12 protein-coding genes are annotated in these 23946 nt (G+C 56.7%); 4 read left to right on the plus strand and 8 right to left on the minus strand.

What is annotated here, in order from left to right:
• Positions 1 to 126: 126 nt before the first annotated feature.
• Positions 127 to 1356, minus strand: coding sequence for an FtsZ/tubulin family protein (locus CHB65_RS15360; RefSeq protein ID WP_089385912.1), 1230 nt, complete (start codon positions 1354 to 1356; stop codon positions 127 to 129).
• 335 nt (positions 1357 to 1691) lie between these two features.
• Here CHB65_RS15360 and CHB65_RS15365 point away from each other — a divergent pair, with 335 nt between their 5' ends.
• Both CHB65_RS15365 and rdfA read left to right on the plus strand, forming a co-directional pair.
• On the plus strand, positions 1692 to 2933 hold the full coding sequence (locus tag CHB65_RS15365; protein WP_089385913.1) for an RNA-guided endonuclease InsQ/TnpB family protein: 1242 nt from the start codon (positions 1692 to 1694) through the stop codon (positions 2931 to 2933).
• Between the two features lie 67 nt (positions 2934 to 3000).
• On the plus strand, positions 3001 to 3579 hold the full coding sequence (gene rdfA, locus CHB65_RS15370) for a rod-determining factor RdfA (RefSeq protein WP_089385914.1): 579 nt from the start codon (positions 3001 to 3003) through the stop codon (positions 3577 to 3579).
• A 50-nt stretch (positions 3580 to 3629) separates the two neighbouring features.
• Here the strand turns inward: rdfA and CHB65_RS15375 are convergent, their stop codons facing one another.
• Positions 3630 to 4544, minus strand: coding sequence for a type III secretion system chaperone family protein (locus CHB65_RS15375; RefSeq protein ID WP_089385915.1), 915 nt, complete (start codon positions 4542 to 4544; stop codon positions 3630 to 3632).
• A gap of 134 nt (positions 4545 to 4678) precedes the next feature.
• Between CHB65_RS15375 and CHB65_RS15380 the strand changes: the two genes are divergently transcribed.
• Positions 4679 to 7891 (plus strand): PAS domain S-box protein, encoded by a 3213-nt coding sequence (locus CHB65_RS15380; RefSeq protein ID WP_089385916.1) that lies wholly within the window; start codon positions 4679 to 4681, stop codon positions 7889 to 7891.
• A gap of 49 nt (positions 7892 to 7940) precedes the next feature.
• On the opposite strand, the gene CHB65_RS15385 is transcribed toward CHB65_RS15380, so the two are convergent.
• Complete coding sequence (locus CHB65_RS15385) at positions 7941 to 15170, minus strand: pentapeptide repeat-containing protein (protein ID WP_089385917.1); 7230 nt, start codon at positions 15168 to 15170, stop codon at positions 7941 to 7943.
• Between the two features lie 113 nt (positions 15171 to 15283).
• On the minus strand, positions 15284 to 15577 hold the full coding sequence (locus CHB65_RS15390) for a hypothetical protein (RefSeq protein ID WP_089385918.1): 294 nt from the start codon (positions 15575 to 15577) through the stop codon (positions 15284 to 15286).
• A 290-nt stretch (positions 15578 to 15867) separates the two neighbouring features.
• Between CHB65_RS15390 and CHB65_RS15395 the strand changes: the two genes are divergently transcribed.
• A complete protein-coding gene (locus CHB65_RS15395) occupies positions 15868 to 16107 on the plus strand; it encodes a MarR family transcriptional regulator (RefSeq protein ID WP_089385919.1) in 240 nt (79 codons plus the stop codon).
• A gap of 233 nt (positions 16108 to 16340) precedes the next feature.
• Here CHB65_RS15395 and CHB65_RS15400 read toward each other — a convergent pair whose 3' ends face one another.
• The 4 genes from CHB65_RS15400 to CHB65_RS15415 form a co-directional block, all read right to left on the minus strand.
• The gene (locus tag CHB65_RS15400; protein WP_143420458.1) at positions 16341 to 20651 is read right to left on the minus strand and encodes a midas domain-containing protein; all 4311 of its coding nucleotides are present in this window, start codon (positions 20649 to 20651) and stop codon (positions 16341 to 16343) included.
• Between the two features lie 793 nt (positions 20652 to 21444).
• Entirely contained in the window at positions 21445 to 22509 is a 1065-nt protein-coding gene (locus CHB65_RS15405) for a PAS domain-containing sensor histidine kinase (protein WP_089385921.1), read from the minus strand.
• 274 nt (positions 22510 to 22783) lie between these two features.
• Positions 22784 to 23065, minus strand: coding sequence for a phage repressor protein (locus CHB65_RS15410; RefSeq protein ID WP_089385922.1), 282 nt, complete (start codon positions 23063 to 23065; stop codon positions 22784 to 22786).
• 125 nt (positions 23066 to 23190) lie between these two features.
• Positions 23191 to 23445, minus strand: a complete 255-nt coding sequence (locus tag CHB65_RS15415) for a hypothetical protein (RefSeq protein WP_089385923.1) — start codon at positions 23443 to 23445, stop codon at positions 23191 to 23193.
• Positions 23446 to 23946: the final 501 nt, after the last annotated feature.

The following is a 23946-nucleotide window of genomic DNA, read 5'->3' on the forward strand; positions in this document are numbered from 1 at the left end:
TTCCGCGAAATGCTGCTGAAAGCCACCGTCTACAACCTTCGCCGGAGCGTCCGATACCCGTGAAATCAACCGCAGTGTACCGAAACTACAGAGCCTGAGTCTCAACATAGACCATCACAACGGCCGTCAAAACAGGGGCTCAAGATCTCCATCCCCGTCAACAGAAGTCACTTCGGTATCAGTCGAACGGTCTTTGAGGAGATCGGGAAGTCGATCCAACGCCTCTGATACCTCAACACATGATGTATCGTTTTGCATCGCGATCGCCTCTTCCATCAGTTCGGAGACACAGTCGAAGCAGTCATCAGTCAGAATACAGAGGGCAGAAACCCTGTCAGATGCGCCCGACGGCGAGGGCTCGCAGATATGGAGATCCGTCAGATCTAGCTGAATGGCCGTGGTCAGTTCCAGTGCACTCAAATCTGTCTCCGAGAGATATGATTCGGGAGCAATTACAAAGAGTTCGACCTGCCTGATTTTGTTGGGCTCAACCCGGATCGAATACGGTGGCGATGCCGCCTCGTGGAGGACCTCCTCAATTTGGTCACGCCGCATGGAGGGTGTAGCTTCGTCCGTCCCGATGGGGTTTGCCTCGGATTGCTCCGTCGATGGAGACCACAGGCGACTGAACAGTCCCCGATTCTCTTTTGTGAGTGGAATATGGACAGCGGATTCTGATGTGAGACCGACTGAGGAAAGCCCGTTTGTCGAGAGGAGGTTGTCGTCACTGTCGACCTGATCCATCACGCCAAACAGCGTGCCGATAGAGGTGACCACACGTTCGTTCAGTTCTCGGTACGTCTCCTCGTCCGGGTCTGCGTCTGCCCATGCATCGTTGTCGAAGAGGAAGACGTGGCTGGTCTGTTGACGGAGCGACTGCAGGGACCGAGCGGCGTTGAGGGTTTGAATTGGAGCACTTCTGCTGTGTGGAAGAATTCCGAGGCCGTAGACGGGGATATCGTACTGACTACGGACTCTCTCAGCAATCACGGGAGTCATCCCGGAACCCGTGCCACCCCCGAGTCCAGCGAGCAGCAGGACCGCATCACTCTCTGCGATTGGCAAGTCGTCACTGATCTCAGCTATTTTCGCTCGTTCCTCGACGGCGATCGTCGCCGCCAATTCGTTGTCCGAACCGACGCCGTGACCCTTGGCCCGATCAGTGCCCAAGAGATGCCGCTGTGCATCCGGAACAGCAGAGAGGTTCTGCAAGTATGCCCGCGATGTGTCGATCGCGCACGCACCCACGACTGGATCGTCGACGAGCCAGTCATCAACGTCAAGAAACGTATCGACTAGACGCCCCCCAGCCTGCCCGACGCCGATGAGTGTAATCTGCACGCTACGCGACTTCATATCTATCTATATTAGCCACTTGTCATATAATTATCGGGGGATTGGTAAGCCGTGAACTGCCTCGGGATCAAGCCCCGAGGCACTCGCCTTGCTTTCTCTGTAGAATCCCACATCGAACGGCAACAGCCGTCGAAACGGTTAATTTCGTGTATTGATCACTTTGAGAGCGTACTGCTTCGCCTTTCAATCCGTATGCGAACATCGCTGTCTTCGTGACCCGTGTCATTTTATACTAGTCAGCGAGGCGAATACCCCGACCCACCGTGGTCGGGGATGAAGCCGACAACTCGTGGTACAAACCATTAAGTCAACACATCCCTAACCGACAGACAGCGATGGAATACAGTCACCGCTACTACGCCTACCCGACACAAGAGGTAGCGGAGCGACTGGAACACCATCTGGATATTCATCGCCAACTCTACAACCACATCCGTTGGGACTACGAGAACAGCCCAGAGGACGACAAGCCGAGTGAGTATGACCAGAACAACAAGCTGCCTGAGTGGAAACGAAAGTGGCCAATGTTCAGTGGACTGCACTCGAAGGCCGCACAAGCCACTGTTGCTCGCTTCCACCACAACCTCACCGTCTTGAGTGAACTCAAAGAGAAGGGATACAACGTCGGTCGGCTCAAACGGCAAGCACCCACCGACTACCGGAGCGTGACGTACAACCAGAGTGGCTTCGACCTCGATGAAAAGAGGGGCCACGACAAGTACGCCTACGTCCGCTTCAGCAAGATTGGTTGGGTGAAAATCCGATACTCACGTCCGATCCCCGATCACGCCACTATCAAAGAGGTCACGTTCAAGAAAGAACGGACAGACGAGTGGTTCGTCTCCTTCGGGTTGGAAACGGATGATTCCACCCTTCCCGAGAAACCCGATATGGACTCGCTTGACACGAGCAACAGCGTTGGGATTGACCTCGGCATCCAGAATTACATCCACACCAGCGACGGCAAGACCGTAGATTGGCTTAACCTCGAAGACGAGTATGAACGACTTCGACGTGAGCAACGCAAGTTGTCTCGCAAAGAAAAGGGGTCGAATAACTACGAGAAGCAACGACGCGAGGTTGCTAAGGTGAAGCGTCACATCAAGCGGAAAGTGCTGGACTACCAGCACAAGATCACGACGTGGCTCGTCCGAGAGTACGACGCTGTGTTCATGGAAGACCTCGACGTTGCTGGAATGCTTCAGGGAGACGGCAACGCCCGCAACAAGCAGGATGCGGCGTGGCGGCAATTCATTACACTCCTCGAATACAAGGCCGACCTGTACGGCTGTCATGTCGAGCAGGTCGAGCCGCGTGGCACGACGAAGGAGTGCGCGTCGTGTGGCGTGGAGACGGCGAAGCCAATCTGGGTGCGGGAACACTCCTGTCCGAGTTGTGGGTTCGAGACGGATAGAGATGCAAATGCGGCAATGAATGTCTTGCAGAGAGGGTTTGAGGAGTTAGGGCTGGGATGGCCCGAATCAACGCCTGTGGAGACTGTGACCGCTACGAACACGACTCAGTTTGAGTCTGTGTCTGCAAGTGACGTCATCGAAACAGGAAGCCTGCCCTCGTGAGAGCAGGATTCCCCGCGCCACCGTGCGCGGGGTAACATTCAATATTCCCCCGCAGAATAGACTATCGATGCCGTGCAAGATCGAGACGATCGCAGAAAAGTACGATCTTACTGCCCTCGACGACGAACTCAAAACGGCAAAAGCACGTGGTGACAGTCTCCGCAATCTCGAGACGTTGGTGAATCAGGAGATCGTGAAACAGGCCTTTCGGAGCGCTGGAAGTCCACTTGTTCCGGGAGAGGTCGAAAACCTCACTCGACTATTACGTGAGCGTGATGGGTCCGAAGCGACCGAGATTCAGGTTCGAAACAAGTGTACCAGAGAGGGAGTCGACCCGGACGAACTCTATCGGGATTTCGTGAGCTATCAGACGGTACGAACACATCTCCGCGATTGTCTCGACATCGATACGAGCCGGGGAACGACCCTTTCGGTCGGGAGCGAACGAAAGAATCTGTACGGAATCGTCGGCCGTACCGAGAGCATCGTTCAAGACAGCGTCGAACGTCTCGATAAGGCCGGTGAAATTGACTTTGGGCCGGTCTCGGTGACGGCAAACGTTCGCGTGACCTGTGAGGAGTGTGCTCGGAGTTACACGCTTGAGGAACTGTCCACGGGACTCACATGTGACTGTACAAGCGAGTGAGAAAGCTGTCGTGATCGACTCCAAATGAGGGAGTCGTGAGTGCCTCCGTCTCACTTACGCGAGAGCAGATGATACCACTCGGCCATCGCGGTGACGTTCTCGCTCAGAGCGTCACCGACCGACTCCGTGATGGGGTGCACCGGGGTTCGAAACCGGACTGTTCCTCCTTCGGAATCGATCTCGAACCCACCTCTGTTGACAGTCTCGTTGTATTCTTGCAACTGGTCTGCAACCTCTTCACGCCGCGTACCGGAAAGTGGTTCAGGGTGTATCGATGTAATTACACAGCCGTCTGCGTCTTCTGCGATTTCGATTCGCACTTCCCACTCGTGACCGTCAATCGTCGCGGTGAGAGAAATTGCCGCTCCGTCATCGACCACCTCGAAGGGACGGTTTTCGGTTTCAAGATGGTCGACGACAGGTTCGATGAGTTCCTCAGTAATGTCGCCAATGGCCGAGTATGCTTTCGTATCGGCCGCCTCTCGCTCTTGGGGAGACAAGGCAGGTGATCGGACGCTTTCGATGCTAAGTTCTCTCATCTGGACTCGCTGGGGTTCGTTGTCGCCCGACGTGTCCCGGCTGGTACCTCTCCTGCCATCTGGTGGACGAGGTGCCTGTCGGACACCCGTTGCCTCCCACGATTCGGTCGCCCGTAGAACGCCGTCAGGGTCGGTAAAGTGTGTTCGTATCGCCTTGTTATTGCGCGGTAGCTCCTCATCACCGACGTAACGGACGTCGACGAGGACATCGCCGTCGGGAACCGGGATATCGTCAAGTTCGAGGGCGTGTATCCCGAACAAGCCATCTTCGCGGGCGCGTTCGAATTCGTGATATGACAGTTGCCAGCGGGCCTGCAGTGGTCGGGTATCCCACAGCCAGACCGTTCTGCTCTGGAGACGGTCTGATCGCGGCGTTCGCAACGAAACCCGTCGGTCTACGTGGATCGGGCGGTCAATGTCGGCCATGTGTGTTATTAGCGCGCAAAGGGCTAAGTTGTTCCGGCGCACCCCCGGTCAATAGGCCTGCATACGCGCGGGCAGAAGTCCTGTGGATTGGTGTTCGCAGTACGTTTATGATCGTGTGAGTATCATATCGCAGTATGTGGCAATATCATCCGATCCTTCTCGTCTTTATTCTCGGCGGGTTTATCTCTCTGGCAGTCGCTGTGTACTGTCTGACGTACATCCGGGATCGTGGATTCAGCTATCTCGTCGCAAGTATCGGGCTGATTGGATTTCACGTTGCAATCTACACCTTTGCTGCCTCAGTAAAAACAGCCAGCACAGATCTTAACCAAAAGGTCCTGTTCTATCAGCTTGAAATCATCGGTTCGGGGGTTGTCCCTTCGATTGCGGTTATCTTCGCGCTTGCGCTGGTTGGCTGGGATCGCTGGATTACGCGAGGGACGATCGGCATGCTTGCAGTCGTTCCGCTGATTGGTGTCCCGCTTTTTATTCTCAACCCCGGCGAGGTAATGATCACCGAACCACGACTCGTTGAACACTACGGCATATACGCCCTCGAACATGAGTTTACGATCTGGTTCACGATGCTTCTCGCGTGGACGCAATTTGCACTGGCTGTCGCAGGCGGTATCATTATTTTTGGCGAACGGCGTGGCCTCGTTCGGCGTGAATTCGCGATGTTTGCTCTTCTCGCGATCTGGTTGCCCCCGTTGGTAACCGCTCTGAAAGTCACCGGCATCTATCCACCGGGCGGTGACGGGGTGAACCTCACGCCCGCGTTTGCCGGTGCGATGCTCGGCTTATTCGCGTACTCGATTTTCAGATACCGGATCTTCCAGTTGCAACCGATCGGTCGTGACAGGGCTGTTGAGGAGATGGCTGATGGGTATCTTCTTGTCGGTCCGAACGGCCTCGTGCTTGATGCGAATCCATCAGCTGTCCGATTCCTCACTGACTCGTCAAGTACCGACGTCCAGTATGGCCCGGCCGATGAACTCCTACCGACGTACACCGACATCGAAGAGGCCACCCCCGTCCGATTCGACCGTTACGGACGGACGATCGAGATACGTCGCTCGACAGCTCAACGGCAGCGAGAACAGGTCGGAAGGCTCTATCTCCTGCGAGATGTGACCGAACAGCAGGAATACGAACACGAGCTGCAACGCTACGAGCGCGTCCTCGAGAACGTTCCTGTCGGCGTCTATCGTCTCACAACGGGTGATGAGGAACGACTACTGTATGGGAATCAAGCACTCGTTGATATATTCGGTGCAGAGTCAACCTCCGAGTTACAAAACTACTCGGTGAGTGACTTCTACGTCGATCCCGAAGACTACAGAGACCTGGACAAGCGGCTCCTCTCAGAACGGACTATCACGGATGAGGTGTTACATATGCAGCGGGTCGATGGTGAACAGTTCTGGGCGTCAATGTCTAGTACTCGTATCTTCGAGGACGGCGAGGCATACATCGAGGGTGCGGTACAGGACATCACCGAACGAATAGAATCCCAACAGGCACTCCGCCGCGAGCGAATGCGACTGCAGGCCGTTACGGAGGCGGTACCTGACCTCGTCATCAGCTTCGACAACGAGGGACGCTACCAAGAAGTGTTATCCGGCGAAACCCAGTTGTTGCCCAAGCACCCCGACATCCTTCTCGGAGAAGCAGTCGAAGCAGGCTTGGACGTCGAAACAGCAGACCTGCTCCGTGAGGCTCTCGAACGGACCCTCGAAACCAATGAGATGCAGGTCATTGAGTATGATTATCCGGTCGATGGTGAGCAGCGGTGGTTCGAAGGACGGTTCGTCTCTCTCTCGAAAGAGTGGGTCGTCCTGTTTGCGAAAGACGTCACCGAGAGCAAAGTCTACGAGCAGCGACTTGAGCGCCAGAACAAGCGCCTCAGGTCGCTGTTCGAGACCACGCAGGCGGCCATCGTCGAATATGTCGTCCGTGACGGCGAGTCCGTTGCCGTAGCAATCAACGACAGCTTCACTGAAATGTTTGGATACGATGAATCGGACGTCCTCGACAGACCGATCGATCACCTTGTCGTTCCGCCAGAGCAAACGGAAGAGGCGTCTCATCTCAACGAGCAGATTGAACGGGGTGAGCACTTCCAAGTGGAAGTCACCCGAGAGGCGGCCGATGGGAAACGACCGTTTATGCTCCAGCATACACCGATAAACACCGGATCTACGGTCCGCGGATACGTGAGCTACATGGACCTCAGTGAACTCAAAGAACGTGAACGTGAACTGGAAGAGCTCACGACGAGGCTCGAACTGGCACTCGATGAGACGAACACCGGTGTCTGGGAGTGGGATCTTCGAACCGACGAGTTATTTTGGGACGAGTCTTCCCGACGTCTGTGGGGATACGAGCGAGGTGAGTTTTCCGGAATGTATGAAGAAGTTACGAATCGCGTCCATCCGGAGGATCTTCCTACAATCACACGGAAACTCCAGCAGGCAATCGAGTCTAGAATGAAGTTTCGGGCCGATTTTCAGATCATCTTACCAAGTGGCAAACTGCGCTGGATCGAAAGCCGTGGAATCGTGGTCTTTGACGAGCACGATGATCCCGAACGAATGATCGGCGTCCAGACTGACGTCACCGAGCGCAAGCGAGTTGAACTCGCAATCGAAGAACAGAACAAAAAACTCGAACTGCTCAACCAGATAATCAGACACGACATCCGTAACGAGGCGAATGTCACGCTCGGGTTGGTTCAGAGACTTCAGCAAGACAATTCCGCTGGAGACGAATCTATCGACGAACGCCTCGATCGCATCGAAGCATGTGGTAAGCGTATTGTTGACCTCACCGAGGCGACCAGGGAGGTCATGAACGTCGTCACACAGTTTGGGGAGACGCTCGAGCCCGTTTCCCTCCCCCGTGTGCTGGAGAGGGAGTTCGTGGACATCGAGATGATCAACCCGGACGCTGAACTGCGTCTTGAGACCGACATCCCGGACGTAGAGATACGGGCCAACGATATGCTCGGATCGCTGTTCCGTAACCTGCTCGTGAACGCCATCAAACACAACGATACTTCGACGCCGACTATCGCGGTCTCCATCGAGCGAGACGACGCGGAGGTGTCAGTCACGATAGAGGACAACGGCCCCGGCATCCCAACGGAGAAAGTCGAGAGCGTCTTCGAGGAAGGAGTGACACTGCGGGGGAGCGAGGGGACCGGATTCGGCCTGTCTCTCGTCCGGACACTGGTCAAACAGTACGGTGGAAGCGTGACGGTCTCTGAGGAGAAGTCCGAACTCGGCGGGGCGAGGATTACCGTGACACTGCCGGTCGTTTCTACCGCAAAAGAGATACAATACTGACAGCATCGAAAATCGTATTCTGGGGCCGGAGAATTCGCGCTTTTTCCCTTTAGAATATAGCCCCCTGTAGGTCCGCGGTTCCGAGTTCGGTCGTGCGAAGATCTGCTTCCCGGAGCGTCGTATTTCGAAGATCAGCACGATCAATGTCGGTATCGAGCAGTACAGCCCCCGTCAGATCAGCGTCGACGAGAATCGCTCCGTGTAGCTGTACATCGGTCAGGTCGGCGTAGCGCAGGTTCGCGCCCGTGAGATCTGCCTCATGCATGACCGCACCGACACAGACGCTCTCTGTAAGGTCGGCATCTCGAAGATCTGTCCCAGACAGTGTCGCTTCACGGAGCGTCACACGGGGAGCGCTAATAAGTCTCAGGACTGCACCATCAAGATCTCCACCGCTCAGGTCTGCGTCCTCAAGCGATGCGCGTGTCGCGTTCACATCACACAATACTGCTCCGGTCAGGTTTGCCGTCGATAGGTCGGCGTTGCGAACGTCGGAGCCAGTGAGGTCTATTTCTCGGAGGTCACTCCCCGAAAACGTGGCGTTCCGGAGATCGGCGTTCGTGAGTGTGGCTTCACACAACATCGTGTTGATAGCGGTCGCTCCAGTGAGGGTTGCATCTGTGAGGACGACCCGATAGAGGTAACCGTCCGACAGATCAGCCCGGACAAGCGTCGTCCGGGTCATGTCTGCACTATCAAAGTCAGCGTTCGTCAGGTCGGCTCTTGTCAGGTCAGCACCGAGCAGTTGCGCGTCGTGTGCATGCGTTTCAGAGAGATTGCCATCGCGCAGATCAGCTTCGAGTAGACTCGCGCCGTCAAGCGTGGTGTTCGAGATGTCCGCCTCGTGCAGATCGGCCTCGTCGAGACTGGCTTCGATGAGCGACGCCCCCTGTAGAGTCACCTCGACGAGTGACGCCCGTTCCAGTACTGCCCCGTCAAGATCGGTGTCGTCGAGATCGGCACGTTGCAGATTGCTCCCTTCGAACATCACATGACGCAGGTCTGCCCTACAGAGCGTCGATTGTGCGAGCGTCGATCCCGACAGATCGTTGCCCCGGAACGTCGTCTCGATCAGCGTAGCGCCGGTCAGGTCAGTCTTTTCGAAGACCGCCTCTTGGAGATCAGCGTGTGACAGGTCGGCCTGAGTGAGGCGCGCCTCGACGAGTCGACAGCCGTCGAACTGGCCATCGACCACCGACAGATCGACCAGTTCCGCCCTGGAGAGGTCGACATCAACGAGCGTGACGGTTTCCATTGCGGCGTCCGTGAAGACGGCCTCCGCCAGCTCAGCGCCCGTGAGATCGACGTCAGTAAGCGTTACACCGGTGAAATCACCACGGTGGAATGTGGTAGCAGTGAGGTCGACCACGTGGAAGGTCGCATTCGTGAAGTCGCCGCCATCGAACACGCTATCTCGCAGCGTTGCCTCGCTGAATGACGCACCTGCGAACGTCGAGTCGTCGACTGTGAGGCTATCGAGAGTCGCTTCCGAGAACGTCGCGTTCCGACAGTCGACGTCTTTCAGCACCGCACCCGGTGCGTCGGCGTCGGTGAGATCCGCCGTTCGTAAGACGGTCATCGAGAACGTACACGCATCGAACGTGGTTGCCGTCGCATCCGCCCGTCGCGCGTCAACCGACTCCAAGGCGACACGTTCGAACGTGCCCTCGGTGAACGTTGCACGGCGCAGACGACAGTCAGTGAGCTCCGTGTCCGTGAACGAACTCCCTGTCAAGGTGACATCGTTCAGTTCAGTTTCCGAGATCGTCGTCCCGGCGACCGTGGCACCGGTCAGATCTGCGTCGGTCAGATCGGAGGCAACGATCGTCGTGTTCTCGACCGCAGCGTGTTTGGCCATTACCGCTTCCAATGTGCTGTTTTGTATGTCGACTCCCCGAAGTGTGGCCTGCTCGAGCGTCGCGTCGGTCAAGTCACATCGTTTCACGGTCGTCTCTTCGAACGATACGTTCGACAGCGACGCGGTATCGAAGGCCGTGTCCGACAGCACCGTTTCGGTTATCGTCATGGCCGCCAATTCCGTCCCGGAGAACGTTACTTCGGAGATCGTCGTGGCGTCCAGCGTGCCGTGTTCGAGTGATGCCCCCGTGAAATCACTCCGTTCAAACTGGACATCGTGGCCCAGGAGCCGCCGGATGTCTGCACCGGAGAAGTCCGACGCTTCGACGGTGGTTGCGTCCAGTTCGACGCCGCGCGCGGTCGCCGAATCGAAGACGGTGTCCGTGAGCGTCCCATCCGTAATCGTTGCACCGTCGAGTGTCGCTTCGGAGAACGTCGTATTTTCGACTGACGTCTGCTGGAGTTGGGAATCGCTGAAGTCGCTGTGCTCGAAACTCGACCCGGTTATCTCCGTGTCGACGATCGTGGCCCCTTCGAAGTCCGACTCGTCGAACGTTCCACCGTCTATCGTCACGTCGGTGAACGTCGTCGATCTGGCGATAGCCCTCGTCGCTTCGGTCTCCTCGAACTCCACAGCGTCGAGTGCTGCGTCGATAGCTGTTGCATCGACCAGACTCGTCCCGACGACGGGGGTACGTGTGATCCGGCTCCCGTCGAGTGAGGCGTTATCGAGCGTTGCGTCGATTATTTCCGAGTCGGCGATGTATGCGCCAGTGAGGTCGGACCCCGCCAGGTGTGTTCGCTCCAGCGTGCTGCCGGCCCATCGCGTGCTCGTGAGTGTCGCGTCCTCGATCGTTGCTCCCCGAACGGTCGTGCCGTCGAATACCGTGTAGGGTGCATCGACACGCGAGAGTGTCGCATCCGTCAGTGTCGCCCGCTCGAAGACGCACTGGCGTAGTGTCGCTCCCGAGAAGTCTGCCCCATCGAGTGTACTGTCGGTGAGTATCACACCGCGACAGTCGGCCTCGCGGAACGTCGTCTCCGACAGGATCGAACCCGTGAGGTCCGTTGCAACGAGCGTCGCGTCGTCGAGACTGACCCCCGTCCACTCGGCCGCAGAGACGGTCGCACCGGAAAGCGTCCCGCCGGAGAGATCCGCGTCGGTGAGCGTTGTTTCGTCCAGCGTCGCATCGGTCACGTCTACGTTTGTCGCTGTGAGACCTGTACAGCCGGCGTTTTTGAGCGTCGCCCGCTCAGCAGTAGCGTCAGTCAGGTCGGCCTGACTGAGCGTGACACCGGTGCAGTTCACACCAGTGAGATCTGCCTGTCGGATGGTTGCCCCTGTGAAGTCGGCTCCGGTGCAGTCTGCGTCGACGAACGTGGCTTCCGTGCAATCTGTATTGATAAGTATCGCATGCTCGAGAGTCGCGTTGTCGAGCGTTGTCCGGTCGAATTTTGCCTCGGTAGCGTCGAATCCGACCAGTTTTATCGCGGTGAAATCCGCCGCCGTGAGTGTCGCCCGCTCGAAAGTGGTTTCTTCGACGTGAGCGTCCACGATGATGGCGTTAACGAACGTCGCTTCCTCGAACGTCGAATCCCCGATCTGCGCCTCCGTGAGAGTCGTGTCCGTGAAGTCCGCCTGCCTCGCATCTACACGATCCATACTCGCACGTTCGAGCGTTGCCGACTGCATATCGGTCCCAACGAGCGTGGTGTCGGCGATGGTCGCGTCCGTCCACTCCGAATCAGTCAGGGACGCCCCGTCGAACGCCGAACTGTCGACGTGTGCCTTCGTGAAAGTCGCGTCGTCCAAGCGGACACCCAGCGATACGTCGTCCGGGGAGCCACCGTCATCCGTGGATTCATGGTCGTCGGTTTCGTCGACGACGAATTCGTCGTTGGTGAGTTCCACACCCGTGCAGTCCGCTCCCGTGAAATCCACCCCAGCGAAGACCGAGCCATCAATCGTACTGCCGACCAAACTGGCCGTCTTGAACGTCACGCCAGTCGCATTTGTTCCGGTAATCGAACTCGAATCGAACGTCGCGTTCGTGAACCGTGTGTCCTCGAAGACACACCCAGCGATCGTCACGCCGGTCAGGTCGGCGGTTCTGCCGTCCGTGTCGCAGACGGTTACGTCATGAAACGCTGCATCGTGTACCTGTGCACCATACAGGCTCGACTTCTCGACAGTCACGCTCTCGATCGTCGCCGCCTGGAGTGTGACACCGGTAAAATCCGAGTCGGTTATCGTCGTGTCCTGGAACGTGCTTTCGGACAGGTTTGTCTCAGTACACGTCACATCGGTACATTCCGCTGCCGTCAGCTCGGCCTCTCTCAGATCTGTCCGACGCATTCGCACGTCGGTCAGCGTCGCTTCATCGAACGTCACTCTGTCGAACGTTCCGTCGTCAGTCGTCACTCGAACGAGCGTCGTTGCATCGAATGTGGCACCCGAAAAGTTTGCTTCGGCTAGCCCGACATCGCGCAACGCTGCACCGGAGAAATTGGCGTCTGTGCCCGTCGCCCCCGAGAGTTCAGTATTTGAACAGGAGATGTCACAAACCTGTGCCGTGTCGAATGTCGCTCCGGTTGCGTCGACGTCGTCGAGAGTAGCACCGGTGAGGTTGCTCCGGCTGAACACTGCAGACGTCACTATTGCCTCCTGTAAGTTCACTTCGGTGAGCGTCGCTTCAACGAGTGACGCCTCTGAGAGAGTTGCCTTCGAGAGGTCCGCTGTATCGAGTTCAGCACCGACAAGGATCGCGTGCGAAAGGTCGGCCTCGCTCAAGTCCGTCCCTGTCAACCGTGCACTGGTCAGGTCTGTCCCCACGAGACTAGCCGCAGATAGCGTCGCCTCTGAGACGTTGTTTCCAGAGAGATCACTGCCGTCGAAGGTTGCCGCGCTCCAGTTACCGTCTTCAAGCGTGCTGTCCACTGCTGTCACCTGATCGAAGGTCGCACTCGTTGCGGTGACGTTAGAGAGGTCACTGTCGGCAAGAGTACTGTTTTCGAATGTCGACTCCGAAAGATTCGCAAACGTGAGGTCAACGTCAGTCAGTTCCACGTTCTGTAGCGTGGCTGCCTTCAGGTTCGTCTGTACGAACTCCGTTTCGCTCACGCTCACTTCGACCAGACTGGCCGACGTGAGATCGACCTCAGATAGATCAGTCCTAGTGATACTCATTCCGTCGAATACTGCGCCGGTGAGATCGGTCTCCTGGAATGTGGTATCGGACAGCTCGACGCCTGAAAGATTGAGCTTCGCGGCGTTGGTTTCGGTAAACGACGCGTTGTGAACGGTACTGTGATCAAGGCTCGTCTCACCGAGAATCGAATCGACGACGATCGTTTCGATCAGCTCGCTGTCACGAATTGTGGTCGCCGTCAGGTCGGAGTTGACGATGATCGTCTCCTCAAAGAGACTGTTGACGATGGTTGTTCCGACGAATTCGGCGTCTCGTAGTTCTGACTCAGAGAGGTCTACCGTCTCGAATGTGGTACCGTTTGTGACCGTTCCCGAGAATGCGGCCCGTGAGAACGTCGTGTCTTTCACGGTGGCGTCTGTGAGGGTTGTCCCCACGAGGGTGGCCTCGGTCATCGTTGTCTCCCGAATCGTCGCCCTGTCGAAGCCCGTCCGCGTCAGCGTTGCATCCGTGAAATCTGTGTCCTCAACTACTGTCCGTCCGAGTTCTGCATCCGTGAACGTGGATGCAGTGAAGTCGGTCGCGGTGATCGTCGCGCCCGTAAGCGTCGCGTCGTCGAACGTGCTCTCTGTTAGCTGCGATCGTCCGATATCAGCGTTCCGGAACGTCACACGCTGACACCGTGCGTCTCTGAGTGTAACCTCCTCAAATGCTGCATCGACGAAGTCGGATCCTTCGAGCGTCGCCTCCGAGAGGTCAACCATCGAAAAATCCACGTTTGTCCCGTCCACGTCGGTCAGATTTACTCGTTCTGCCCGGACGTTTCTGCACGTCAGTTTCCGGATGTCGCCTCCCGAGAGATTGAGACCTTCGATAGACGTCTCGGTGAGTGTCGCCGATTTGAGGGTCGCTCCCCTCGCCGTCGCCCCGTCTACGATGCTTTCCTCGATGTACATTTCATCGAACGTCGCGTCGGTCAAGTCAGCGTCTGAGAAGTCTACACGCTCGGCGTGCATCGCACGCAGATCGGCGTCGGAGAGGTCGGCATCGACAAAGGTCGTCTCGACGGCAGTGGCGTTCATCAGCGAGACACCCGAAAGCGTCTCGTCATCGAATTCGAGCCCCGTGACGTCAGTTTCGGTGAGATTTGCATCCGTGAGGTTTGCTCCCGAGAGCACGGCGGCTGTGAGATCGAGTCCGACAAGACTGGCTGCTATGAGTGTACTATTTGTAAACACGGTGTCTTGGACGGTACTCTCGTCGAAATGGGCGTCCGTGAGGGTCGCCTCGCTTAGGTCCGTCCCGGAGAGATCGGCCTTCTGGAAACTCGCATTGGTCGCGTTGGCACCCGCCATGTCGAGTCCACTCAGATCCAGTCCTCTGAGGTCAGTCTCGACAAGGGTCACGTTCTGGAGGTTGACCGTTTCCAACGTCGCCTCGCTCAGGTCTGTTCCTGAGAGGTTTGCTCCCTGTAACGTTGCATTCACAATGATCGCCGATCCAATCACGGCGTCTTTGAGGACGGCATGGTCGAGATCACACCCAGCCAAACTCGTATCAGACAGGTTTGCCCCGGAGAGGTCTGCCCTGACAAGTATCGACGTATCCAGTGTCGACTCGGACAGGTCCGCGTCGGTGAGTGTTGCGTTTCTCAGGTTCACGTCGGTGAGTGTTGCCCGTACGAGGGTGGCCTTGGTCAGCGATGCCCCGGTCATGGACGATCCCGTCAGATCTACTGATCGGGCGAGTACATCATCGAGTATTGCATCGGTCAGGATCGCACCTTCTCCGACTGCGTCGGTGAGTATCGCACCTGTCAAGTCCGCATCCTCCAGCTGGGCAGCCTGAACGCTCGCACCGGTCAGGTCGATACCTTCGGCATTTACACCGTCAAGTGAACTTTCGTCGAGATCTGATGCACTGAAATCGGTGTTTCTCAATGTCGAATCGGTAAATACCGTCTCTGACAGTGTGGGTGCCTCATCGGTCGTGTTCACGGGGGATCGATGATGGCGATCGGAGGCGAGTCGACTCGTGTGCGACATCGGACAAGCACAAGCTGTGTGTCTGTGTATGCGGGTGCGAACACGTCGAGAGCGTCCCGGTGACGATGACGGCAGGGTGTGTGGGCTCCGGTCGGAGTGAACACGCACGGCATGCCACAGCGGCAATCTGCCAAGTGGGCAGCGATGATCTCCGGGCGAGCAGCGCCGCGACCGGGGTGCCCGGTTGCAGTCGGCATCCACACTCGATGCATGGGGTGTCCGTGGCGTCATCGCCAACCCGAAGTCCGGTTGCGATCACGGTGGGATCGGCGAGGACCATGGTGTCGCCATCCCACCCGTGTCGACGGCTGTGGCCTCGCCAGCACGCCATGTTGCCGTTCGGCTCACTCATGGCTGGCCTCCGTGTGTGGGCCGGGAGGGGTGTCGAGGTCGGTGCCGGCGCTGCCGGTGTCGTTGCTGACCGTCCCGTCGGCGTCGGTCAGGACATCGGGATCAACAGGGGTGGTGGCTCCATGCCTGATGGCTGCGAGCGGGATTGCATCACGGGACCGGGTGTTGGTCGGCGTGGGGTCCATCACCGCACACGTGTGGATGGCGATTCGTTCGGGGAGCCCGACTGCGTCACAGCTCCGACACCGAACGAGTGTCGGCGCTCCATCGGCGTTATTCATCATCATCAGCGGGCCCACGCGTCTCGCTGTTCGTATCGGGACCGCTGCACAGAGCGGTTGGCTTGCAGTTCGACAGGTTCTTTCGAGTTGGTATCGGAGGGGTGCATGCTTCGTCTTGCTGTCGAAGCACGGTCGGGCGTGCCTGTAACACGCCCCGGCCATTGCTGACCGGTATCCCGTACTTCACATCTACCGTGACGGGCCTATCGTATTTAACGTTTTGCTAAGCAAAACGCTGAAAGTATAACTCAGCATAAGGGTGAGTATTAAAGTTCAGAAAACACAGCAGTAGTAATATGGTCAATCAAAAATATGAACCGAACGAACGCGAGGAAGTTGTGCTTGAGTTGTTCAAGCAGGGACGGAATTCCGATCAGCCATGGGGTCGACTCAATCCATTGTTTTTGCGGGAGCGATCGGACCTCAACAAGGGACAGGCGGAGTACGCGTTGCGAAATCTGAAAAACGCAGGCTGGATAAAGCAACTGAACAGTGGAGGGCTCTACGAGCTGGTCAAAGACCCGCGTGATAGTTAGTAGGTCCGCGTTGGGTGATCGCCGGGCTTAGAATGAATCGCTTCGGAGTCAAGCCCCGAGGTATTCTCCTTGCATGCGATAAGTTTCAGTTGAGTATCGGGAATGGCTACGGATGCAGCGGGTAATGGGTTGCTGTCGCTCAGACGTGTGAAAAAATAAAATCGCGACTGCGAGATCCGGACTGGGTCCGGATGGTTGGGTGACAGGGCGATAGGTTCGCCCGTCGTGGTTGGCTATGCCTCGTCTTTGAGATCAGATCCGTCTTCGAATCCCGGGCTGAAGACTAGCCGGTCGCCATCCTCATCGAGGAAGACCCAGTAGGCGTCGGTGTTCTTAACATTCGTATCGGGGTCAACGACACCCTCAGTTGGGATCGCCGCACCGTTATCGTCAGGCACCTCGACCTGTGCGTCTTCCTGAATTTCGACGTTGTATTCAGTCACCTCATTGATGTTGTTCGGCGCAGTGCCGAGCAGGTGGGTGCCTTCCTCAAGCGTGAACGTCTCTTGCTTGTCGCGGTCACCCGTGGCGAAGTCGAATCCAACACGTTCGTCCTCACTGGATTCAACCTGCACGAAGAAGCCCTGATTGACTTGCTCCGTCCGACTCAGGTCTAGGACGCCCCTCTCGTACTCGTTCGTCGTCGCGTTGTACTGCGAGAGTGCACCAGCGTCGTCGAACGACGTGAGGATCGTCGATTCGTCGAGTGCGAGTGGCGTGGAGAACGTGTCAACGCTACCCTCCACGGCGATTGCCTGATGGACGAGTTCGACGTCCGTGCCGTCACTCTCGCCATCGATGGTCACATCGGCAGCCTCAGAGGTGTCGACACCGTCCGAGATGTCTTCTGGGTCAATGTCTACGTCGGTGAATTCACCGTCTTCGACGGTCGCGGTGCCGACGTCATCGCCGGCAATCTCAATCTCGACCTCCTCGTTGACCAGTTTGGTGCCGAACTCGTCTTCGATGCCAGACGCATCAACGGTGATGTCGCCATCGTTGTTTTCGTCCGTCACGACACCGAGGAACTCGTCGGCGCCACTGCCGGGGATGTTCAGCGTGATCTCGTTGACCGTATCAACATCGCCAGCGATGGCAAACACATCCTCTTCTTCAGTTTCACTGAAGGGGTCGGTGCATGCCGCCCCGCAATCTTCAGCGAAGCCGACCGTGACTTTCTTGTCAACTCCGGCGTCCTCGAACTGCAGTCCGTCAGCGATGTCGATCGACACCGTCGCATCCGGGTCGCTAGTTATGTCGGAATCCTCAAACTCTCCCGTATCAAGTTCGATGACGAGGGTGGTGTCATCACTGATGGACTCCTCACTCACGGATTCAATTGCACCGTTGACTTCCTCACCGTCGAGACTGAGGGTTACATCTTCGACGCTAACGTCGGTGTCTGCAAGTCCCTCGGGGGCAACGGTGATGATCTCGATAGTCGACTCTTGACCCGTGTCAGAGCGAATCTCGTCCTCGAATACCTCCGCGAACTCGAAGGTAACCTCTTGGCTCTGATCCGTCGCGTCAGTCTCACTCACGTCGGTCGCCGTGATGTCTTCAGGCTCGGGATCGACCACTGCCGAGAGCGCAAACTCGCCCTGGGCACTGTCGACGTCCGCACCATCGTCAGCCTGTGCAGTGAGCGTCACGCGGACATTGTCACTGGTGTCGCCATTGAGCACACCGGTGAAGTCGACGCCATCGTCGCCGTCACCATCAAGCGTCAGGGTGACTGTCTTGTCAAGGTCATCTTCATTGATTTCGTCTTCTAACGCTGTGTTAAACTCAAGCACAATAGTGCTGTCGTCGCCGGAGGTGTCAACCTCGTCAACCTCGATACCGTCGACGTCGATGTCGCTCGCATCGGAGGAGACGTCATTGAGGTCGACGTCATCTTCGTAGTCGACTTCGATCTGTTCGACGGGGCCGGCACCCTCATCGGTTCGGAGCTCCGTCACGTCGAAGTCGATCTCGTGGGTGGTGTCCCGCTCAGCGCGTTCATCCGGCTCAACATCGTCAATCAGCGTGTCGCGGTTGTTGACGGTCAGGTCGTCGCTGTCCTGCCGGTCATCCTCGGCTTCCTCGAAGCCATCACCGGCCGACGGTTCCTCCTCGGCATCATCGAAGAGGCCGACACCGACTGTCACCTCTTGGGTGTCGGCGCCGAGGCCACTGAAGTCGAGATCGTCAATCGTCACGTCGACACTGGCCTCCTCATCGAGTTCTTCATCTAACTCAACGAGGATGTCTTCGCCGTCAGTGTCCACGCTCTGAACGTCGACACCTTCGTCACCAAGCTCAACAGTCACATCGCCGGTGGAATCGACGCCGCTCACGTCAACATCCGTGTCATCGTAGGTGACGATGAACGAGTCAGCCGCCAGTCCTTCCGGCGTCGCCAACTCCGTGATATCGAACTCGAAGCTGTGTTCCTCCGCATCAGCGTCAATTGGCTCACCAACGTCAAGATCGTCAAGCTCCGTGTCGCGGTTGTTGACGGTCAGCTTGTCGCTGTCCTGCCGGGCGTCTCCGTCGGCAGCTTCGAAGCCATCACCGGCCGACGGTTCCTCCTCGGCATCATCGAAGAGGCCGACACCGACTTCCACATCTTGGGTGTCCTCTTCGAGGCCACTGAAGTCGAGATCGTCAATCGTCACGTCGACACTGGCCTCCTCATCGAGTTCTTCATCTAACTCAACGAGGATGTCTTCGCCGTCAGTGTCCACGCTCTGAACGTCGACACCTTCGTCACCAAGCTCAACAGTCACATCGCCGGTGGAATCGACGCCGCTCACGTCAACATCCGTGTCATCGTAGGTGACGATGAACGAGTCAGCCGCCAGTCCTTCCGGCGTCGCCAACTCCGTGATATCGAACTCGAAGCTGTGGTCCTCCGCATCAGCGTCAATTGGCTCACCAACGTCAAGATCGTCAAGCTCCGTGTCGCGGTTGTTGACGTTAAACGTGGTGTCCTCAGTCGTGAACGCGGCAGCCTCTTCGCTGAGGTCAGCCTCGCCCAGATCGAATTCATCCTCACTGTCACCGAGTGAAACCGCAAGATCAACTTCCGTGGTGTCTTCAGTAAGACCGGTGAAGTCGATGTTGTCTGCGTCCGCATTGTCGGCATCACCGATGGTGACGGTAACAACGTCGCCATCGTTCGTGTTCGTGTTCTCGAGGACGTCCTCAAGCAGCGTGTTTTCCTCGAGCTCGAGCGCGAGGTTGTTCTCGCCGTCATCTACCTCAACATCCTCAAGCCCGACAGTCTCTATATTACCATCGATATCGACCTCAACGGTGACATCGTCGGTGTCGAGATCGGGGACCTCGATATCACCAAGGTCGCTCTGGTAGTCGACGAGAATGACATCGGTCTGGTCACCGCCCACGGTTCCGATCTCATCGACGGAGAAGTCGAAGCTGTGTTCCTCCGCGTCAGCATCGATGTTAGCAGCGTCGAGGTCGACGATTTCGGTGTCTCGTGGTTCGACCTTGAAGGTGTCACTCGTGGAGGTGTGTGCGATGTCGATGCCACCACTGAGATCGCCCGAATCGTCTTCGCTCAGGCCAACCTCAACGTCGATCTCTTCACCCGACTCACCTGTGAAGTCGGCAGTGACTGTGATGTCGAATACATCCTCATCGGTTGTGTCCGGATCAAGGGGGTTGTCGACCTCAATCTGGTCTTCGAACGGCTCATCCAGACTGAGGAGGATGTTGTTGTTCCCGTTGTCGACCTCGATATTGTCTTCATCGAACTCAAGCTCATCGGTCGTGACGTCGAAATCCTCTGCGTCAAGGTCGATATCCTTCTCGTCTTCGTAATCGATGACGACGAAGTTCGACTCCTCGGGGTCGGCGTTCTCGGTGGCAAGGCTGACGACGTCGATATCGTTGAGCTCGGACTCAGCATCCGCTTCTGGTGGAGTGTTCTGAGCATCAAGCCCGTCTATCTCCGTTTCAAAGATATCGACCGCAAACGTATCCTCATTGCCGTCATCGGATGCAGATACGATGTCGGCTTCGGAAGCTCCGTTTTCTAGGTTTTCTTCGACACCATCTCCGATATTCCGGCTGTCAAGACCAACGTCCACGGTAACATCTTCCGCTTCCTCAAACGCGGTGAAATCAATTCCATCCAGCGCAAGATCCAGTCCGTCATCGTGGACAAAGTTCAGGTTGGGGACATCAATTGCGATTACCGCATTGTCCCCGTCGGATGCCGTTTCGATATCTCTGACCTCCACATTGGGCACAATTGTCTCCCCGTCAATATTTTCTAGGTTAACGCGATCATCATTATACTCAAGGATAATGGTACTCGAGTCATCAGAAACGTCCCCACCTAAATCAAATTCATACGAAACATCCTGAGTGGTGTCACCAGGAGTGACATCATTTGCTTCCACCTTGGTAATCTCGTCTGGATTGAGATCTTCCTCTGCCGCCGCCGGCCCGACGACCGCACCGGCTGCGACCATCGAGATGACCATCACGGCCGCAAAGAACACGGCCGAAATCTGTTTCCGCCGGTCTGTCATAGTTTCCCTCCCGTGCCTGTTGCACGATCGGTGCACGATACGCCTGTAATCGCTGACTGACTCACATCGTACGCGGAGTCAGCCGTCCGAGTGTCGTGTCTGTCGTAGTTCATTGTTTGGTTACACAGCGGTGACACGGCAGCAAGCGGGGCCGCGGTCGAAACCGTCGGCCGACCACCACCGTCTCGCACCCATCGTGGCGATCGGCCAAGCAAGCTGGACACTGCGCGTCCGTCCGCGACAGCAAGACGCGTCAACTGTGCCCGGCCCGGCCGTGTCAACGTCGTATCCATCTGTGTATGGTATGGGTACCTACTGTCGGTACATCCTAATCATCAACGGAGAACCACTTAAATCTACAGGACGACGGCCAAAGCATCCCGAGTGGCTGACTGGCGATCGGACGGCCGGTAGACCCCGACGCCCGCCGTGAGATACCAACGGCACAGACGGAAGCCGGGCTCTGCGGGCGGGGCGATGTCGGCATCTCGCGCACGGTGACAGGTACACAGGCCCCATAGCCCGAAGACGGCGAAGATCGAGTGGTCCCAGAGCACCAAAGTCAAAGCCGGGGACAAGCACCGGCGTGAAGCTGACCAATCCGGACCGACACGCGACGGCGGCCCCCATATCGTGGTGTCGGTCCCACCCCGGCGACTGCGTCACGCGACGGAGTCGGGGCCGAACAGCCTGACGGGGCAGTTGCGAAGTGGACGCACACCGGAACCGGGAACCAAACGACACAGGACGCCGCGCGTGGGAACACAATACGATCGAGTGCCGCCCGGAGTGTTCACGACGGTGTGGTCGGAAGCCGGAGCTGAACGGTGTTGCCGTCGAACTCGCTGGTTTCGAAGCGAAGCTCGCCCCCGAACAGCTCGGTGGTCCATTTCACAAGCCAGAGTCCGAGCCCGGAGCTATGGCGTGTCGGTGAGATGGACGTCTGCCCGGTGATAATGTCTGTTTCAGCATCCGGGATGAGCGGGCCGTTGTCATCGACCGAGATGCTCACCCACCGGTGGGTGGTGGTTTCTGCGGCCCGAACACGAACGTACGGAGCCTGTGCCGGATTGTGGGTGATGGCGTTGTCGATCAGGCTTTCGACCGCATACTGCAAGTTTGCATTTGCGTGGACGGGAAGGGTGTCCGGGAGGGCGGTATCGATGGTCGCGTCGGGATAGGTCTGAGCGAGGGTGTGAACGGCGTTTTCGATGATCGGGACACAGTCCGTGATGGTATCAGTGTCCGGAGAGTCATTGATTACGGTCCGGATGGCGTGTGTTTCTTCGATCAAGCGTTCGAGGCTGGTGACGGCGTCGGTGAGGGTGGCTTGCAACTCGGGGTTTGCATGCCCGGTCTCTTCGAGTTCGGCAAAGAGCTCGGAGAGATACCCGTCAATGATGTTTGTCTGTGTGCGAAGGTTGTGTCTGAGGATCCGTGTCATGACATGGAAGCGTTGTTCGTTCCAGTGGACTTCCGTGAGGTCAGTATAAATAGCGAACCCACCTCGTCGGTCGGGCGTATGATAGGGAATACCGCGATAGAGGAAGTGGCGGAGTCCGGACGCCGTCTTGCGTTTGACGTGTTTGTAGGTGACCTCACCCGACAAGACGGCTTGGTCAAAGTCGCGCGCTTCGTTTTGTTTCCACTCAGGAACCACTAATGGATTGAGTGGGTCGCCGATGACAGCTTCAGGTTCATACCCGAATATTATCTCAAAGGAATCATTCACATCGGCGATGATGGGGACGCCATCGACAAATTCGAGTTCGATGACTGCGTCTTGAATATGATCGATGAGGTGGCCGTATCTGGTAGCTGGAGAGTGTGAGGTATCAGTTGGTTCGTCGCTACACATTTATCAAGAACCAACCAGTTGTATTATATCCGTTGAGTATGGCGGATAGAAGCGACACGAACCGTCTCATATCTGATCAGTTACGTATAGCAATATATGAAACTGTCTGTCCATGCGACGGCATCACAGGAGGTTGAGGAGAAAGCCCACGAGGATAGTGGTGGGAAAAATCACACAGACCACAAAAACAAGAAGACATACCATATCAAAACAACACGAGCAACAGAGTGAACGCAAGTCAGGCAAAAAGCGAGAGACTTGCGCTGAGAACGTATCAGGAATCCTGCTCGATCAACGAATCGAAGTCACGATCAGGGTCACGGTAGGCCTCACGGTGGGTGAGCGCAGCGCGACCTTTGTCAGTGATAATATACAGTCCGCTATTTCGAGCCGGGCCGATGCGGTCTACAAGCCCGTAATCAAGCAGGACAGGAAGTCGAGTGTTGATGTATGCTCGATCTTTGTCAATTTCTACGGCAATATTGATCGCATTGTTTCGCTTCCCATCAGCCAAGGCAGACAAAATCTCAAAATCAGTCGGCGTGACAAGCCTCATTTCTGTTACAGATACACCCGATATATATATATAGTTTTTCTGGTTAGAAGTGGTTGACTCCGTTGCTGCAAGGGTATTCCTGCAAGGCAGGACTATCGCGTTTATATTTATTGTAGAAAAAAACCTCAAGAGTCGGGTGCTGACTCTGTAAGGTCTTCAATGAGCGTCTCCCGTGCGGCACGCAGTGCCTCAATGGCCCGCTTTTCAGCACGAATGGCCTGTTTGACGGCAAGTTCACTCTCCTCATCAGTCGGTAACGAGAAGGCGTCTTCATCGGGAAGGGCTGTGGTAGTGTCGTCGTCTATGTCTCCGTAGAGGTAAGCAATGTCGAGGAAGTGACAGAGTTCAGCGACCTCGCGAGTGGCTTGCGTCGCTTGCATGAGCTGGCTAACGGCCTCCCATGTCGCAATAACGTGAGTATCTGAGTCTGGGGATGGTGACCCAGTGCTTCCAGAGGGCGAGGACATATCCGTTGTTGAGGTATGTGGTCCCATATATTTAATAGTATGTACTGACGGTATTTTTTGGCAGTATCTCAGCCCTGTTACTGGGGGTGAAAGCCGCGGTATGCACAAGCGATCACCCGTCGGTATACTCTTCCAACTGTGCGAGAACTTGTTGGTGCTGGTCAAGCGCCCGCTCGACAGCATCCACCGCCTGTACCGGGGACTGTCTTTCGGGATCTGACATATACATTTGCGTGATGAGCGTTCGTTCTACGGCATCTGTTGTCTCGGCTTGGGCGTTAGAAAGAAGCTGGCGCATATGCCACCCAAGTGGAGGGGTCATCCGTCTTTAGTTAAGCGAGAAACCGCGTGATAGCGGCGGCTTATCGAGGCATCTTTCGGAAGGAATGAGGAAGTCCTGTCTGTGTACAACAA

The organism is Halorubrum vacuolatum (assembly GCF_900188065.1).
Classification (GTDB): Archaea; Halobacteriota; Halobacteria; order Halobacteriales; family Haloferacaceae; genus Halorubrum; species Halorubrum vacuolatum.